Source organism: Mucilaginibacter sp. OK283 (assembly GCF_900110415.1).
Classification (GTDB): Bacteria; Bacteroidota; Bacteroidia; order Sphingobacteriales; family Sphingobacteriaceae; genus Mucilaginibacter.
Genome location: NZ_FODR01000004.1, coordinates 459,721 through 475,385, shown reverse-complemented (window position 1 = coordinate 475,385; position 15,665 = coordinate 459,721). Strand labels below are relative to the sequence as shown.

The window sequence follows — 15,665 nt, the reverse complement described above, 5'->3', positions numbered from 1 at the left end:
GCAAACCGGCAATAATTTGATAATAATCTGCTAACTTTAATTTTATTTCAAGTACACCAAAAGGATAATGCAATCAAAGCCGACTACTATAAAAGAGATAGCCCGACAACTTGGTATCTCGGTATCTACAGTTTCAAGGGCCTTGCATGATCATCCCAGCATCGGACTTAGTACCAGGGTAAAAGTTAAGAAACTGGCTGGCGAACTAAACTACGAGCCAAATCAAACCGCCATTTTTTTACAGAAGGGAAAAACCCGCACCATTGGTGTTATTTTGCCCGAACTTTCTGAAGCCTTTTTTTCATCGGCTATTAGCGCTATTGAAGATACCGCCTATAAAAAGAATTATACGGTATTGCTTGCACAATCACATGACGATGAGCAGAAAGAAAAAGAACTGGTAGAGAAAATGAAAAATCACCGTGTAGATGGGCTACTGGTATCGGTAGGCAAAAATACTTCTTCTTTTCAGCATTTTGAAAACCTTAAAAAATATAACATCCCTATAGTTTATTTTGATAGAATTCCCAACATTGCCAACATCCATTACGTGGCCTGTAATATGGAAATTGGTACTATAGCAGCGGTTAGTTTCCTGTTAAAAAAAGGTCACCGTGCCATAGGCATGATCAATGGCCCCCAAACTATGGTAGCCACCGGCGAACGAAAAGAAGGTTACATTAAGGCAATGACCAAAAACCGGCTAAAATTTGATCCTTCGCTTATTGTATCCTGCGATTTAACGGAAGAGGGCACAAAAAAAGCTTTCGACGAGCTGTTGGCCAACAAAAGAAAACCCACAGCCGTTGTTACGTTTAACGACTATGTAGCCTTATTTGCTATTAAACACGCACGAAAACTCGGCATCAGGATAAATAAAGACATTGAATTTGTAAGCTACGCCAATTTACCGTTGATCAATTATATGGAAAACATCCCGACAGCCTCGGTTGAGCAATTCCCCTACCTGCAGGGGCAAAAAGCTGCTGATATCCTGATGGACTTGCTCCATCACCAGGATAAGGGCAGTAATGAGCAAAGCGCCTATTATAAAATCATTATAGAATCGCAGCTGATCGAGAATAAGAATAAATAAAGAACGGTCAAACGTTTGCGTGCCGGTTTCATCAGGCCTGTTAAGTGTATTACTGCTGAAAGCTGAAACCATGTTTAACCACGAGGTGAAACCTCGCGGTAGCTTTATTAAATTATTTATCCCCTGCCAATCTGTCAAATAACGATGTCACTTTCATATTACGCAGTTCGTTTTCCTCCCGGATGGCCGACAGCGCCAGAAAATCTTTATTTAATTGTTCAAACCTTTCATTCAGTTTTCTTGATGTAGCCAATAGTTGCTTTAACGCCGCAATTACTGCAGTCTTTTGCGCATTATCAAACGACGCCTCATTCACCTGCTTTTCAATAGCCTGGTAAGTGAGGTAATATACCCTGACATCGGCCATTAATTTAAAGTGCTCAAATTCCTGCCGGTTTTTCGCAGGCTTTAGGGCGTACAGCTTTTGCCGGGCAATGGTGCAGCTATCCAGCAATTGCTGAACCGATAGCGGTGCGGGCGATTTCACCTCGCCCTGTTGTATTTCATAAGGTGCTGTTTTAAGTGCTTCCCAAAATGAAATGGCCCCGGCCCTATCAAACCCGAACTGGTTTTGACCGTAGTTGTATACAAAGTTGGTGATATTTAAAGGCTGGTTACTTTTAACTGCTTCGAAATATGCGGCTATAGACATATTAAACCCCGATAAGGGGTACACGTGCCTGATGGCATACAGTTCGGCCATGTCCGATTCGGATTCATACACTGCCGAATATTGGCCCGATGTTGACCACGACGTCATGATCATCCCTTTATAGCCCAACTTGCTTGCAGCCGGTATAAAATTGCTGATATTTTTCAGGTGTTTTTCCCAAAGGGTGAGGTTATAATTATCCGGGCTCGAGCGGATTGCCGGCGATCCCCAAATTTCGAAGCCGCTTTCCATCAACTTTTGGTGGTTGCCAAAATAGCTCATATCCCAGCCATAGTTCCAATCTACAAAAACGGTTTCTTTGGGCAGCGATTTAATGGCCTCAGGATATTTCAGCGCGATATCGGCCCAAAGCACGGGGCGCTTGCCCAGCTTAATCACGATTTCGCATAGCGTTTTAATGTAATCGGTATATAGTTTGGATTTACCTTCCTTTTCGGCTTTGGCCTTACATTTGGCATCGTGCCCCAGCAGGTAGGTTTCATCGCCGCCGATGTGGATATATTTAGAGGTATGTGTGGCGGCAAGTTCGGTATACAAATCAGTAAACAGGGCTTTATCCCCATCCGTTTCCAAGGGGCACACCTGCGATACATCTTTTTGATCTTCGCGCAGGTTTTTATAACGTTGGTGCCGCAAAATATATTCAACATGACCAAAACTTTGTTGCAGCGGTATCACATCAATACCCAGGCTGTCGCAATAGCGGATAAAGCTTTTAATTTCCTGCTTGCTGTATGCGTAGCGATTGGGTATCAAGGGATGTTTTTCGAATGGATAAGTGCCCTCCCACTCCATCACCAGCGTGTTCATCCCGTTTTGGCTTAGTTTTAATGCAAAAGCTTTAAGCGCCGGCATGGTCATTACCTGGATGCGCAGGTCGAGATGGAAACCACGCACCGCAAAAGGTGATTTTGCATGCTGCGCGATAACGGCGTTTAAACTAAATAAGAGTAGTAAAGTGGGTAATAACTTTTTCATGGAATCGCAATCTTAGCGGGTGCTGCTTTCGTTTCCCCAATTTATTTTTTTAACGGGATGCTTAAATATACGTTCCGCTTTTATCATCAACAAATAATGTAGCATCCGGGTGTGTCCGCAATATTGTTGAAGGGTATTTTTCTGATATTGCTGCATTTAAAGTATGTTTAACCGCATCTGCCTTTTTTTCGCCGGGCACAATGGCAAATGCAAAAGGCGTGTTTACCAATGCGGGGATAGTGAGCGTTAAGGCATGAGTGGGCACATCTTCTATCCTGGCAAAACAGCCATCATTTACCTGCTGTACGCGACAGGCATTATCCAGATCGACAATTTTAACCAACAGGGGATCATTAAAATCGGCCACATGCGGATCGTTGAAAGCGAGGTGCGTGTTTTCGCCGATGCCCAGGCAAACAACATCCGGTGGGAATTGGTTTAGCAAGTCTGCATAGCGCAGGCACTCCTGCTCCGCATCCGCAGCGTTGCCATTGAGATAATGTACCGCCTTAAAAGGCGCTTTGCAAAACAGTCGTTCTTTTAAAAAATTGCCGAAACCCTGCGGCGCGTCCGCATCCAGGTTAAGGTATTCATCCATGTGAAAAGCTCTGATCCTTGTCCAATCTATATCCCGTTTCAGCAATTCATCCAAAAACTCATTTTGTGACGGGGCCGCCGCGAAAATGATATTAACGAATTGCTTTGCTTTTAGCAGTTCATTGATTTTTTCGCCTACCGCATTTGCAGCCGCTATGCCCATCAGGTGCCGGCTGCCCGATACTTCAACTTTCAATTGATCTTTTATAAATTCTTTCATCAACCGTGACTTATCTAAATTCTTCTCTGATATTCTGTACAGACCATGCTATAGAAAAAAAATCTGCACACCTGAAATCTGCACATCTGCATATCCGCTCATCGTATCAATCTTTTTGGGGCACACTTGTCATCTTAAATTCCAATGTACCCCCGTGGCTTATCTGCTCGTGCGATATCATGTGGTTTTTTATGGGCTGGCCATCAAAAGTAACTGCCTTCACATATTTATTTTGTGCCGATAGGTCGGTGGCTTTAATAACCAGCTTATTGCCATTTTGCAGGCTTAGGGCAATATAAGGGAATTGCGGCGCGCCAATACTGTACATACCCGATGCCGGTGTTACCGGGTAAAAACCCATGGTGCTAAAAATATACCATGCCGAAGTTTGGCCGCAATCATCGTTACCGTTGATGCCTACAGGGGCGTTGCGGTAATTTTGCCAGCCTACGTTTTGCCTTACCAGTTCCTGGGTTTTCCAGGGCATACCGCAATAGTTAAACAGGTATATGTAGTGGTGCCCGGGCTCATTATCGGCCCTGTAGTGGCCATCGGTAAAATTATGGGATAGTTTATCGGCAAAAGTTTTTTCACCGCCCATAAGGGCTATCATGCCCGGCACGTCCTGCATGGCGCCAAAGGTATAAGTCCATTTGGTACCTTCGGTAAAGCCGCTATCCGGCTTGGCCGACCATTGTCCGTTGGCGTTGCGCGGCGCCATAAATCCGGTAGCGCTGTTATAAACGTTTTTATAGTTCTGGCTCCAGGCCATCAGCTGTTTATAGTCATCATCCTTGCCCAATGCTTTGGCTACCTGGGCCACACAGTAATCGTCGATGCCATACTCAATTGTCCGGGAAACCGACTCACGGGTTTTATCAACAGGAACATAGCCCAGTTTATGGTAGTTGGTAAGGCCGCCGCGGGCTTCAAAGCTCGTCCACAAATCGCGGTCGCCCCATTTTTTTTGCGTATCACCGTCGGGCGCTGTAAAAGCATCTTTATGCATGGCCTCATAAGCCAGTTTGGTGCTATATCCCCGAAACCCTTTTACATAAGCATCGGCTACCACAGCATCAGCATGGGTGCTTATCATAATATTGGTATAGGTTGGGTTTGGCCACATGGGCATCCAGCCGCCCTCCTGATACATTTGTAATAACGATTTCACCATACCGTTTACCCGCTCTGGCTGGGTTAGTGTTAACAAGGGGTGTAAAGCCCGGAAAGTATCCCAAAGCGAATAATCGTTGTAAGAAATTCCACTATGCACTTTATCGTCAAACGCGCTGTAATACCGACCATACTCCGTAAATTGCCTTGGAAACAACAAGGTATGGTAGAGGGCAGTATAAAATATAGTTCTTTGCTCATTAGTGATGCTATTTACCTGTATCACTTTTAGTTGCTCCTGCCAGTTATCGCGGGTATCCTTTACCACTTTCTCAAAATCCCAATCCGGAATTTCTTTTTTAAGATTGTGGCGGGCCTGGTCAATACTGATAAACGAGGTAGCCACGGCTACTTTGATCTGGGTATTGGTTATTGTTTTAAAAGAGATAAATGCGCCCATACGGGTGCCGAATTGTTCCTTACTGCCCTTTTTGATGACATTTTTATCCCAGGTACCGTATTTACGGATCTGTTTATCAAACCTGATGATAAAATAACCCTTAAAGTTTTTAAGTTCCGGCCCTATCTGGGCCGATTGCCTGTCGGGATTGTAGCCGGTAATTTCATTATTGATGGTATCAACATGCACGTAGCCCTTTAGCTTTTTAAGTCTGGGCTCATAATCATTTGCCCAATCCTTAAGCTGCGGGTTAAGGTTTATGCCCTGGATAATAAGGTGCGCCTTTTCTGCAGCCGGAAAAGTAAACCGGAACATGCCGCAGGTATTCGCCCCCGCTATTTCTGATTTGATAAACGTTTTATTATCAGCCCTTAACTTAACCGAATAGTAGTATGGCTTTGCAATCTCGTCCTTATGATTGTAGGTTAATTTGCGTTCGTTGGGCAATACACGCAGGTTACCAACCTGGGGCATAATAGATACATAACCATAGTCGCCCATCCAAACAGTTGGCTGATGGGTGGCCAGCAGGCCTATAACGGTTTTGTCTTCGTATTGGTAACACATACGGCCCATTTTGCTTTCGCCGGTTTGCGCAACAAAGTTGGTCATGGCGAAGGGCACATTTACGCAGGGCATAGTGCCACCACCATCAAGGCCTTTGGCAAAACCGGTAATGGCTGTACCTATTAAAGGGTTAACAAAGTCTACTTCGTCTTTCTGAGTTTTTTGGCTGGCTTGCTGTGCCTGGACCGTGGCGTTAAAACTTGTGAGCAGAGCAAATAAACAGGCACTTATTTTTAATTTATGGTCAAATAAAAATCTCATTTTTCAATAGGTATGTAAATGTGTTTATAAATAGTGGTACGGCAAATGTCTTATTTTAAAACTATTCCCGATAGCGATAGCCGCTTTTTTTTGCTAAAACGTTTAACAGGGGGCTGTTAAAAACCATATAATAACATAAAAAGCGGATGCCGGTTTGCATTCAATTAGCTACAAAGCAAAACGCCCCGGCAAGTAAAGACTCAGGGCGTTGTATTTTGAATTTGAAAGTGATTATAGTTTTATTTTCTTTTCGCCTGCATCCACTCCTTTTATAAATTTAATAAGGCCGGTCATGTAAGTTTGCTGGTCATCATACATGCTCATATGGCTTCCGTTGGGGCAATATAAATAACTGCCGTTTTGCACCAGCTGAGATACCTTTTCCATGTGTTTTGGGTCCATAGTATCATATTGACCACCGATGCTTAGCGTTGGTACAGCTATTTTGGGTAAATCGGCCATCCTATCCCATTTAACCAGCTTACCGGCAACACCAAATTCGCTTGGGCCTTGCATGGTTACATATAATGACTGGTTCATTTTGGCAAATGAACGGTTAATCGGCTCAGGCCATTGGTCAAGCGGGATACGGCAAATATGTTTAACATAAAAATTCGGCATCAACAAAGCCATGTATTCCGGGTTTTCAAAGTCACCCTTAGCTTCAATAGCCCTTATGCGCGCCAAAATTTTAGGATCAAGTTGCTTTGCCAACACTTCATCGGCATACTTTCCATAAGCAGGTACGCTCATCATCATATTTGAAATGATAAGGCCTTTTAAATTACGCTGGTACTTTTGCGCATACTCCATAGCCAGGATACCGCCCCACGAATGGCCAAGCAGGTAAAAATTGCTGCTATCCAGCTTTAAGGCCTGGCGTACCTGTTCTACCTCCTCAACATAACGGGGCAGGCTCCACATGGAGGTATCTTTAGGATTGTCGGAATTGCCGCAACCGAGCTGATCATAATAAATCAATTCGATGCCTTCGGCCGGCAAAAAGCTCTCCATACACTCAAAGTATTCGTGTGTGGCGCCAGGGCCGCCGTTAAGCAACAGTAACTTAATTTTAGGGTTATTACCCAGTTTTTTTGTCCAAACGTTGAACTTGCCTTTGGGCGTATTGATAGTTACTACCTGAACGCCACCCGTTTTAACACCGCTTGCGGTGTCGCTAAAATAGCTGCTTAAAGTAACACCGCCCGGCTGGGAAATTGGAGGTTGCTTACAGGCAAAAAAAAGTGCTGCGATAACTACCGGCGCTATCCATTTTATGAATCGTGTTATCATATGATGTTTAAGATGTTGGTGCTTTAAAGCTAATCAAAATTTCACAAGCCCCAAAAACAACCTAAAATTAAACAAAGGCGGTTTTGGGGCCAAATTTACCTAAACTTAGCTATGCTTACTTTCATTATCACCCCCTAAAAATGTCATGATCAACCCGCATCAATAAAGCCTGTTTACAGCTACATTTGATCATAAAAATCAATTTAACAACCCGACTATTTATGGAAATCAGACAAAAAATCACCCCGTTTTTATGGTTCGACAATAATGCCGAAGAAGCCATCAACTTTTATATCGCTGTGTTCGAAGGATCAGCCGTTGGCGACCTTGCCCGGTATGGCGATGCAGCGCCCGGCAAAACAGGCAGACTAATAACGGGTACATTTAGTTTGGCAGGGCAGCAATTTATGGCACTTAACGGCGGCCCAATGTTTAAATTCAACGAGGCAATATCGTTGTTTGTTGATTGCAAAGACCAGGAAGAAGTAGATTACTTTTGGGAAAAGCTATCCGAAGGGGGCGAAAAATCACGTTGCGGATGGCTGAAAGATAAATTTGGTCTATCGTGGCAGATAGTACCCGACACCCTGACCAAGGTACTATATGGCGCCGACCGTGAAGGCTCGGCAAGAGCGATGCAAGCCATGATGAAAATGGATAAGCTTATAGTTAAGGATTTGCAGGATGCTTACGATGGGAAGTAATAGCAACACGAAATAATAACCGGTCAATTTGCAAACAGATTGGCCGGTTTTGCTGTGCATAATTTTCGGGCTCATTGTAACAATTAAGTTGGCAAACAGCCTAAACCTGGCTTTATTCATTAAATTGCAGTTTAAATTAACTGACTGACTTATGAAACAACTGCTACTCTGTTTAGGGCTTGCTTTATGCTGTTCGCTCGCGGGCGCACAAACAGCCCCGCCATCTGACGATGCCACCTACATCAAGGACAACTACAACAAGATGGAAAAGTACATTACCATGCGCGACGGTAAAAAACTTTTCACTTCCATTTACCTGCCTAAAGATCAATCAAAAAAGTACCCCATCATGATGACGCGTACACCGTATACCGTTGCCCCTTATGGGGAAAACGAATACAGGCGCACGCTTGGTCAAAATATGTTGTTTGCCAGGGCAGGGTATATTTTTGTTTACCAGGATGTGCGTGGCCGGTGGATGAGTGAGGGCGACTATGTAGACGTACGCCCTATATTAGATAAGAAAAAAAGCAAAACCGATATTGACGAAAGCACCGATACCTATGATACCATTGATTGGTTGGTAAAAAACCTGCCCAACAACAATGGCCGTGTTGGTATTGAAGGTATCTCCTACCCGGGCTTTTATTCCAGTGCCTCGTTGCCAAACGCACACCCTGCACTAAAGGCGGTATCGCCACAAGCCCCGGTTACCGATTGGTTTATAGGCGACGATTTTCACCACAACGGAGCGTTTATGATGATGGATGCATTTAACTTTTATACTGGTTTTGGCATCCCCCGTCCCAAGCCTATTACGCCAAAAGAATTTAAAAGCAATATTAAACCAGTATTTAAGGATAACTACAAATTTTACCTGGAAATGGGTGCTTTGCCCAATTTCAAAAAGAAATACATGGGCGATTCTATCAAATTCTGGAACGATTTAATGTCGCATCCTAATTATGATGAGTTTTGGAAAGCAATGAACATCCGCCCGCATTTAGTCAACATTAAGCCGGCTACCATGACTGTCGGAGGCTTTTTTGACGCCGAAGATTGCTTTGGTGCCCTGCATGTGTATGATGCACTGGAAAAACAAAATCCGCAAAGCCATAAAAACATGCTGGTTATGGGCCCATGGTTCCACGGCGGATGGGAGAGCAAAGATGCAACGCTTTTTGCTGATCAGAATTTTGGGTCGAATACAGCCGAATGGTTCCGTGAAAATATTGAGCTTCCATTTTTTAACTACTATTTGAAAGATGAAGGCAAAATGGAATTACCCGAGGCCAGCATATTCATAACCGGCAGCAACCAGTGGAAAAAGTTTGAAACATGGCCGCCAAAAAACACTACCGAAAAAACGCTTTACTTTCAGCCTAATGGCAAGCTATCATTCACTGCTCCATCGGCAACCGATAGCTTTGACGAGTATGTGAGCGACCCGAATGCACCGGTGCCCTATCAGGACGGTATACAAAAAGGCCGTACACGCGAATACATGCTGGACGACCAACGTTTTGCCGGCCGCAGGCCCGATGTTAAGGTTTACCAAACAGATACCCTTACCGAAGATATGACCCTGACAGGCCCTGTAATGGCCGATTTATTTGCATCAACAACCGGTACCGATGCTGACTATGTGGTAAAACTGATTGATGTTTTCCCTGATGACTACCCTAATGCAAACCCCAACCCTAAAAATGTAACCCTTGCCGGTTATCAGATGCTGATTCGTGGCGAAGTGTTCAGAGGGCGTTTCCGTAACTCGTTCGAAAGACCCGAAGCTTTTATACCGGGCAAAGTAACGGAAGTGAAATATGCGCTGCCGGATGTAGGCCACACTTTCAGGAAAGGCCACCGGATAATGATCCAGGTACAAAACTCCTGGTTCCCGTTGGTTGACCGTAATCCGCAAAAGTTTGTGGATATTTATCAGGCCACCGATATCGATTTTCAAAAAGCTACCCACCGCATTTACCACGATGCCCAAAATAAATCGTCGGTAACCGTTACTGTACTTGAATGATATAAATAAAGCATAAATAGTAAACAACGCCACAACAACGACGATATCGTACCTGAAATTTCCCTGGAAAAAGTACTCCCAGGTGCTTACCGGGGTTTTATCGTCAGGAACGAGATAATTGCCGTTGCGTTTATTATAGTACATGTAAGGTACAAGGATTGATGCCCCTCACAACGTGCCAAAGTGAGCAGCCAGTTGAAATTTTAAATATGCGGGGGGCATTTTTGCTTTTACCTCAAAGTAAATGAACCAAACAGATACCTTATAATTTATGTGGTGAAACGCCCCAAATTTGTGGTGAACGGACAACTGTATATAGCTTTGTTTAAAACAATCCATACTTAAGTCATAAACATATTCTTTTGTCAGGGTGGTTTAATCTTTGAGTTTAAAAGCTTGCGGTTCTATAAACATGTATTAATCTTGCATTGGTAATTCAAAAAACCACAAATACAAAGCATATGGATCTTCAACTTAAGGGCAAGGTTGCTTTGGTAACCGGCTCAACTGCAGGTATCGGCTATGCCATTGCCAAATCATTAGCCGGCGAAGGCGCCCAGGTATGCATCAACGGCCGCGATCAACATAAAGTTGATGCGGTTGTTGACAAAATGATCAACGAAACCGGCAACAAAAACATTAAAGGGGTCGCTGCCGACTTTTCGGATAAACAACAAATTCAAAACCTGTTGACTCAATTACCGGAGGTTGACATCCTGGTAAACAATGTAGGCATTTTTGAACCGAAAGACTTTTCGGCAATTACTGATGAAGACTGGTTTAAATTTTACGAAGTAAATGTGCTGAGCGGGGTGCGCTTACACGGGCCTATTTTGATAAAATGATCGCCAAAAACTGGGGGCGTATCATTTTTATTTCGAGTGAGTCGGCACTACAAATTCCCGTCGAGATGATCCATTACGGAATGACCAAAACGGCGCAAATTGCAATAGCACGCGGATTGGCCGAAATGACCAAAGATACTGCCGTTACGGTAAATTCGGTATTACCCGGCCCAACCTTGTCTGAAGGCGTTGGCGACTTTATCACCGCCTTAGCCAACGACCAGGGACTATCGGAAGCTGAAATCGAAAAGGAGTTTTTCACTAGCATGCGCGGCACATCCCTCATCAAACGTTTTATAACTCCCGATGAAATTGCCAGCCTGGTAACTTATGTGGCCAGTCCGCTTTCGGCGGCCACCAATGGCGCTACTTTAAGGGCCGACGGCGGGGTCATAAAAACTGCATTTTAACCGCCCCTGAATTACCAAAAGCGCAATAAATTTTACCATAAAAATTCCTGGATCTTCCTTGAAATATCTTGAAATTTTTATGGTAAAACTTAATAGATAATTACATCTTTTTAGAAGTATCTTTTTTGATGGTGTCGGTTTTAGCGGTGTCAGTTGCTGCCGGCGCCGGGGTTGTTGTAGATGTTGAATCCATCTTTGTACTGTCGGCCCCTTTACTGGCGTCTTTAGTTGAACTACACCCTGTTGCAATTGCAGTCACCATTGCCGCGACTAATGCGAAACTTAAAATTTGCTTTTTCATAGTTATTGATTTAATAGCGTTTGTCGTTTTTAATGAACATATTTATTAACCCGACAAATCCTACATTGTTTAAACAAGTTTGCGTGTAAAATGAATTTTTTTAAACCTTTTTGAAATAAATTGAAATTAAACTGTCAGTTTTTACTCCATTATTGAACTACTTTGCCATAAAATCCAGATATTTAAAAATATGGTTGTATCCGAAACCCTATTAAAGTGGGCATTACGCATTTACCCTCCCCTCCTTTTCCAACGAATTTGGGTTGTTCAATTTGATAAAGATTTTAAAGGCGTGGAAGTAAAAATCAAAAAGAGTTTTTTAAACAAAAACTATAATAACTCAATTTTTGGCGGTACCATTTTCGCTGCCGCCGATCCGTTTTATCCATTGCTATTTCACCAGGTTTTTATCAAAAAAGGCTATCGCTTACGGGTGTGGTCAAAATCATCTACTATACAGTATTTAAAGCCTGGTTCAACCGATTTACGTTTTAAAATCATCTTAGGTTACGCTGAAATCGCTGAGGCTGAGGACATATTAAAGAGTACCGGAAAATATACGGGGCACCACCCTATTGACATTTATAATAAAGATGGTGAAATATGTGTTTCATTAATGAATGAGGTTTATGTGCGGAATCTCGATTTTATCGATCAGAATTTATAATTTTAGCTGATGACTACTTTTATTGACGATACACCTTTTATTGAAAAAGGCTTTATAATATCAACAGACAAGAACTTGTTACCTATTGACGTTATATTCAACTATTTAAATGACGATTCCTACTGGGCTCAGGGTATTCCACGGCAAAAACTTGAAAATGCAATTGAGAACTCCATGTGTTTTGGCGTTTACAATCACACCACATTTGCGGGGTTTGCGCGGATTATTACAGACAAAGCCACTTTTGCATACCTTTGCGATGTGTTTATTTTACCCGAATTCAGAAAAAAAGACCTGTCGAAATGGCTAATGCAAACCATAGTTAAACATCCTGATTTACAAGGACTAAGGCGTTGGTCGTTGGCTACAGCCGATGCTCATGGCCTATATGCACAGTTCGGATTTTCGCAACTAAGCAAGCCCCAAAACTGGATGGAAATATTTACACCTTACATAAAACCTCAATAATTAGTTTAAGGAACCGGAGCTTATAATGAATATAAAAAAACTGATTTTTGAGGGCGAGGGTGTTAAGCTCGACTTTAAAAAAACAATTACCAGCTGCGAAAAGATAGCCCGCACTATGGTATCGTTTGCCAATAATAAAGGCGGCAAATTATTAATTGGCGTTGCTGACGACGGCACCATAAAAGGCGTAAAATCCGAAGATGAAGAGCGTTACATGATTACGCGGGCCGCCCACATGTTTACCAGGCCTGCGCTGGAGCCTACTTTTGAAGAAATTTATGTTGATGATAAAATGGTTTTGGTAGTAGATATCCCCACCAGCGATCTTAAGCCGCACTATGCCCTCGCAGATGATGGCAAATGGTGGGCTTATGTAAGGGTAAAAGATAAAAGTGTATTAGCCAGTAAAATTGTGCTGGAGGTGCTTAAAAGATCGGCAAGCGATCAAGGCGTTTTGATAGAGTATTCAGATAATGAGAAAACGCTTCTCAGCCATCTGCAGAAGTCAAACCGGATAACTATCAAAGAGTGTAGCGAATTGCTGAAGATGGGACGCAGACGTACACAACGCATCCTGGTTGATCTTATCCTGTCGGGGCTTATTCGTATAAACACAACCGAAAAAGAGGAATATTATACGGCCTGTTAGGTTGTTCTTTTGTCGCCACCAATCGTTACTTTTGCACCCCTGCAAATAAGTGATGAAAGCCATATACCATAAATACCGCCCATTTTATAGCGAGAGTTTAAAGCTGGCCATTCCGGTAATGATATCGCAACTTGGCCATATTATGGTTCAGATATCAGATTCAATCATCATTGGCCATTTCACAAATAAAGTATCCTTAGCTGCAGTTTCGTTGGTAAACAGCTTGTTTATGATACCACTTGTTGTTGGCATGGGGATATCATATGGCTTAACCCCGCTCATCGCTCAAAACAATGCGCGCAAGGATTTTAAGGAGTGTGGTTTATTACTATCAAATAGTTTAATGTTAAACCTCCTGACCGGCATTGTCTTATTTTCAGTCATATACTTCGGTACTTTGCCGCTAATTGGCCATCTTGGGCAGGCGCCATCAGTTGTAACAACGGCTACACCTTATCTTTTCCTGCTAAGCCTGTCAATTATTCCGTTACTTATTTTCAACACATTTAAGCAGTTTGCCGAGGGTTTGGGCTTTACCAAACATGCCATGAAAATATCTATTTGGGGTAATGTAATCAATATATGCCTTGGGGTGATATTTGTTAAAGGTTTGTTCGGTATTCACCCTATGGGTATAAAAGGAGTTGGGTACAGCACACTGATTGATCGTTGTGTTATGGCAATTGTAATGGCCATCTATGTATTCAAATCCCCCATATTTAAAGGTTATTTAAAGAATTTTGCCGTCAAAAATATCGATCGTTTGCGTGGCTTGCGAATCTTGAAAATTGGTGCTCCGGTTGCCCTGCAATACATTTTTGAGGTTAGTGCCTTTGGCGGTGCATCTATTTTAATAGGTACCATTGGTGTAAACCAACAGGCTGCGCATTTGGTTGCGCTTAACCTGGCTTCGGCTACCTATATGATGGCCACCGGTGTATCAGCTGCCGCTGCGATAAAATCGGGCAACTATTTTGGTGTTAACGACCACAAAAACCTGCGCCTTGCCGCTATATCTAATTATCATATCGTATTGATATTGATGGGTATAACAGCAGTTATTTTCGCTCTCGGTCGAAATTATTTACCCTGGATCATAACCTCCGACAAAGACGTTATTATTATAGCTTCGCAATTATTGATCATAGCTGCCTTTTTTCAGCTTTTTGATGGAACGCAGGTTGTTGGCTTGGGCGTATTACGTGGAATGGGCGATGTAAATATCCCCACGTTTATCACCTTTCTGGCTTATTGGGTAGGTGGTTTGCCAATCGGTTACTTGCTTGGCGTAAAATTGAAAATGGGCGTTTATGGGGTTTGGTACGGACTTGTGCTGGGCCTGGCCATTGCCTCTGTGCTGCTTTTTTTTAGGTTCAATTTGATCAGTAAACGGCATAGGGATATAACGACACCGATACCTGCAAAAGATTAAAAGTACAAATCGATTGCTGCCTTAAAGGTATTGCAATGTGCATCCACGATATCTTTGATCTGTGGCGAATAGCCTCCTCCCATACTTACCTGCACCGGCAAATTATTGTTGATACATTGTTCAAAAACAAATCTGTCGCGTTTTTTACAGCCATTTTTGCTAAGGGATAACTTGCCCAGTTTGTCGGTATTCAAAATGTCAACACCCGACAGGTAAAAAACAAAGTCCGGTTTATGTGTACTGATTAACTTTGGCAGTGTTTTATGTAAGATATCCAGGTATTCTTCATCTCCAACCCCATCTGCTAATGGAATATCAAGATCCGACCGTTCTTTTCTGAAAGGGAAATTTCTATCACCATGCATCGAAAATGTGAATACCCTGGCTTCTTTTTCAAATATCTGCGCAGTGCCATTTCCCTGGTGTACATCTAAATCGATAATTAAAATAGAATTTGATAAGTTACTATTTAATAAATAGTTAGCAGCAATAGCCTGGTCGTTCAACATACAAAATCCTTCGCCCCAGTTTGTACCGGCATGATGTGTGCCACCGGCTACATTAAAAGCAATCCGGTTATTTAAAGCGGCTAAACAACCATCAATAGTTCCTTTAGCGATTCTTACTTCACGCTCAACCAGTTGTGCCGATAATGGGAAGCCTATTCTACGTTGTTCTTTGGCAGGTAGTGTTAAATCGCGAAGTTGTTGCCAGTAGTCTTTATCATGAGTTTTGATTATAATATCATCCGATAACAATCCCGGGGAGAAAATATCGTCGGGTTTAATAATCCCTTCATGTAATAGCTGTGCCGGAATCAATTCATACTTCAACATCGGAAAACGATGCCCTTCGGGCAGCTGATGAGCGTATATCGGGTCGTAAGCTATCTTGAACAT

At 42.8% G+C, this 15,665-nt stretch carries 13 protein-coding genes and 1 pseudogene; 8 read left to right on the top strand and 6 right to left on the bottom strand.

Annotation, left to right across the window (positions count from 1 at the left end; all coding sequences use genetic code 11):
• Positions 1-67: 67 nt before the first annotated feature.
• Positions 68-1,096: a LacI family DNA-binding transcriptional regulator gene (locus BMX56_RS12895; protein WP_090647787.1), complete on the top strand. Its 1,029-nt coding sequence runs from the start codon at positions 68-70 to the stop codon at positions 1,094-1,096.
• 112 nt (positions 1,097-1,208) lie between these two features.
• Here BMX56_RS12895 and BMX56_RS12890 read toward each other — a convergent pair whose 3' ends face one another.
• The 4 genes from BMX56_RS12890 to BMX56_RS12875 all read right to left on the bottom strand — a co-directional run bounded on the left by BMX56_RS12890 (position 1,209) and on the right by BMX56_RS12875 (position 7,258).
• Positions 1,209-2,747 carry a beta-N-acetylhexosaminidase gene (locus BMX56_RS12890; RefSeq protein WP_090647766.1) on the bottom strand — a complete coding sequence of 513 codons (1,539 nt, stop codon included), beginning with the start codon at positions 2,745-2,747 and terminating at the stop codon, positions 1,209-1,211.
• 61 nt (positions 2,748-2,808) lie between these two features.
• A complete protein-coding gene (locus tag BMX56_RS12885; RefSeq protein ID WP_090647762.1) occupies positions 2,809-3,564 on the bottom strand; it encodes a glucosamine-6-phosphate deaminase in 756 nt (251 codons plus the stop codon).
• 106 nt (positions 3,565-3,670) lie between these two features.
• Positions 3,671-5,965 carry a GH92 family glycosyl hydrolase gene (locus tag BMX56_RS12880; protein ID WP_090647757.1) on the bottom strand — a complete coding sequence of 765 codons (2,295 nt, stop codon included), beginning with the start codon at positions 5,963-5,965 and terminating at the stop codon, positions 3,671-3,673.
• A 231-nt stretch (positions 5,966-6,196) separates the two neighbouring features.
• Positions 6,197-7,258: a proline iminopeptidase-family hydrolase gene (locus tag BMX56_RS12875; protein WP_090647750.1), complete on the bottom strand. Its 1,062-nt coding sequence runs from the start codon at positions 7,256-7,258 to the stop codon at positions 6,197-6,199.
• Between the two features lie 221 nt (positions 7,259-7,479).
• Between BMX56_RS12875 and BMX56_RS12870 the strand changes: the two genes are divergently transcribed.
• The 3 genes and pseudogenes from BMX56_RS12870 (at position 7,480) to BMX56_RS12860 (ending at position 11,249) form a co-directional block, all read left to right on the top strand.
• Positions 7,480-7,962: a VOC family protein gene (locus BMX56_RS12870; protein ID WP_090647747.1), complete on the top strand. Its 483-nt coding sequence runs from the start codon at positions 7,480-7,482 to the stop codon at positions 7,960-7,962.
• A 151-nt stretch (positions 7,963-8,113) separates the two neighbouring features.
• A complete protein-coding gene (locus BMX56_RS12865; protein WP_090647742.1) occupies positions 8,114-9,994 on the top strand; it encodes a CocE/NonD family hydrolase in 1,881 nt (626 codons plus the stop codon).
• A 461-nt stretch (positions 9,995-10,455) separates the two neighbouring features.
• Positions 10,456-11,249 (top strand): annotated as a pseudogene (locus BMX56_RS12860) (SDR family NAD(P)-dependent oxidoreductase).
• Between the two features lie 100 nt (positions 11,250-11,349).
• Here the strand turns inward: BMX56_RS12860 and BMX56_RS29860 are convergent.
• Positions 11,350-11,550: a coproporphyrinogen III oxidase gene (locus tag BMX56_RS29860; protein WP_143065436.1), complete on the bottom strand. Its 201-nt coding sequence runs from the start codon at positions 11,548-11,550 to the stop codon at positions 11,350-11,352.
• Between the two features lie 190 nt (positions 11,551-11,740).
• Between BMX56_RS29860 and BMX56_RS12850 the strand changes: the two genes are divergently transcribed.
• The 4 genes from BMX56_RS12850 to BMX56_RS12835 are packed head-to-tail and all read left to right on the top strand — an operon-like array spanning position 11,741 to position 14,766.
• Entirely contained in the window at positions 11,741-12,217 is a 477-nt protein-coding gene (locus BMX56_RS12850) for a DUF4442 domain-containing protein (protein ID WP_090647735.1), read from the top strand.
• Positions 12,218-12,226: 9 nt separating this feature from the next.
• Positions 12,227-12,685, top strand: a complete 459-nt coding sequence (locus tag BMX56_RS12845; RefSeq protein WP_090647731.1) for a GNAT family N-acetyltransferase — start codon at positions 12,227-12,229, stop codon at positions 12,683-12,685.
• A gap of 25 nt (positions 12,686-12,710) precedes the next feature.
• Entirely contained in the window at positions 12,711-13,334 is a 624-nt protein-coding gene (locus tag BMX56_RS12840; RefSeq protein WP_090647727.1) for an AlbA family DNA-binding domain-containing protein, read from the top strand.
• Positions 13,335-13,386: 52 nt separating this feature from the next.
• Entirely contained in the window at positions 13,387-14,766 is a 1,380-nt protein-coding gene (locus BMX56_RS12835; protein WP_090647722.1) for an MATE family efflux transporter, read from the top strand.
• On the opposite strand, the gene BMX56_RS12830 is transcribed toward BMX56_RS12835, so the two are convergent.
• On the bottom strand, positions 14,763-15,665 hold the full coding sequence (locus BMX56_RS12830; RefSeq protein WP_090647717.1) for a histone deacetylase family protein: 903 nt from the start codon (positions 15,663-15,665) through the stop codon (positions 14,763-14,765). The two genes, BMX56_RS12835 and BMX56_RS12830, sit on opposite strands and share 4 nt — an antisense overlap.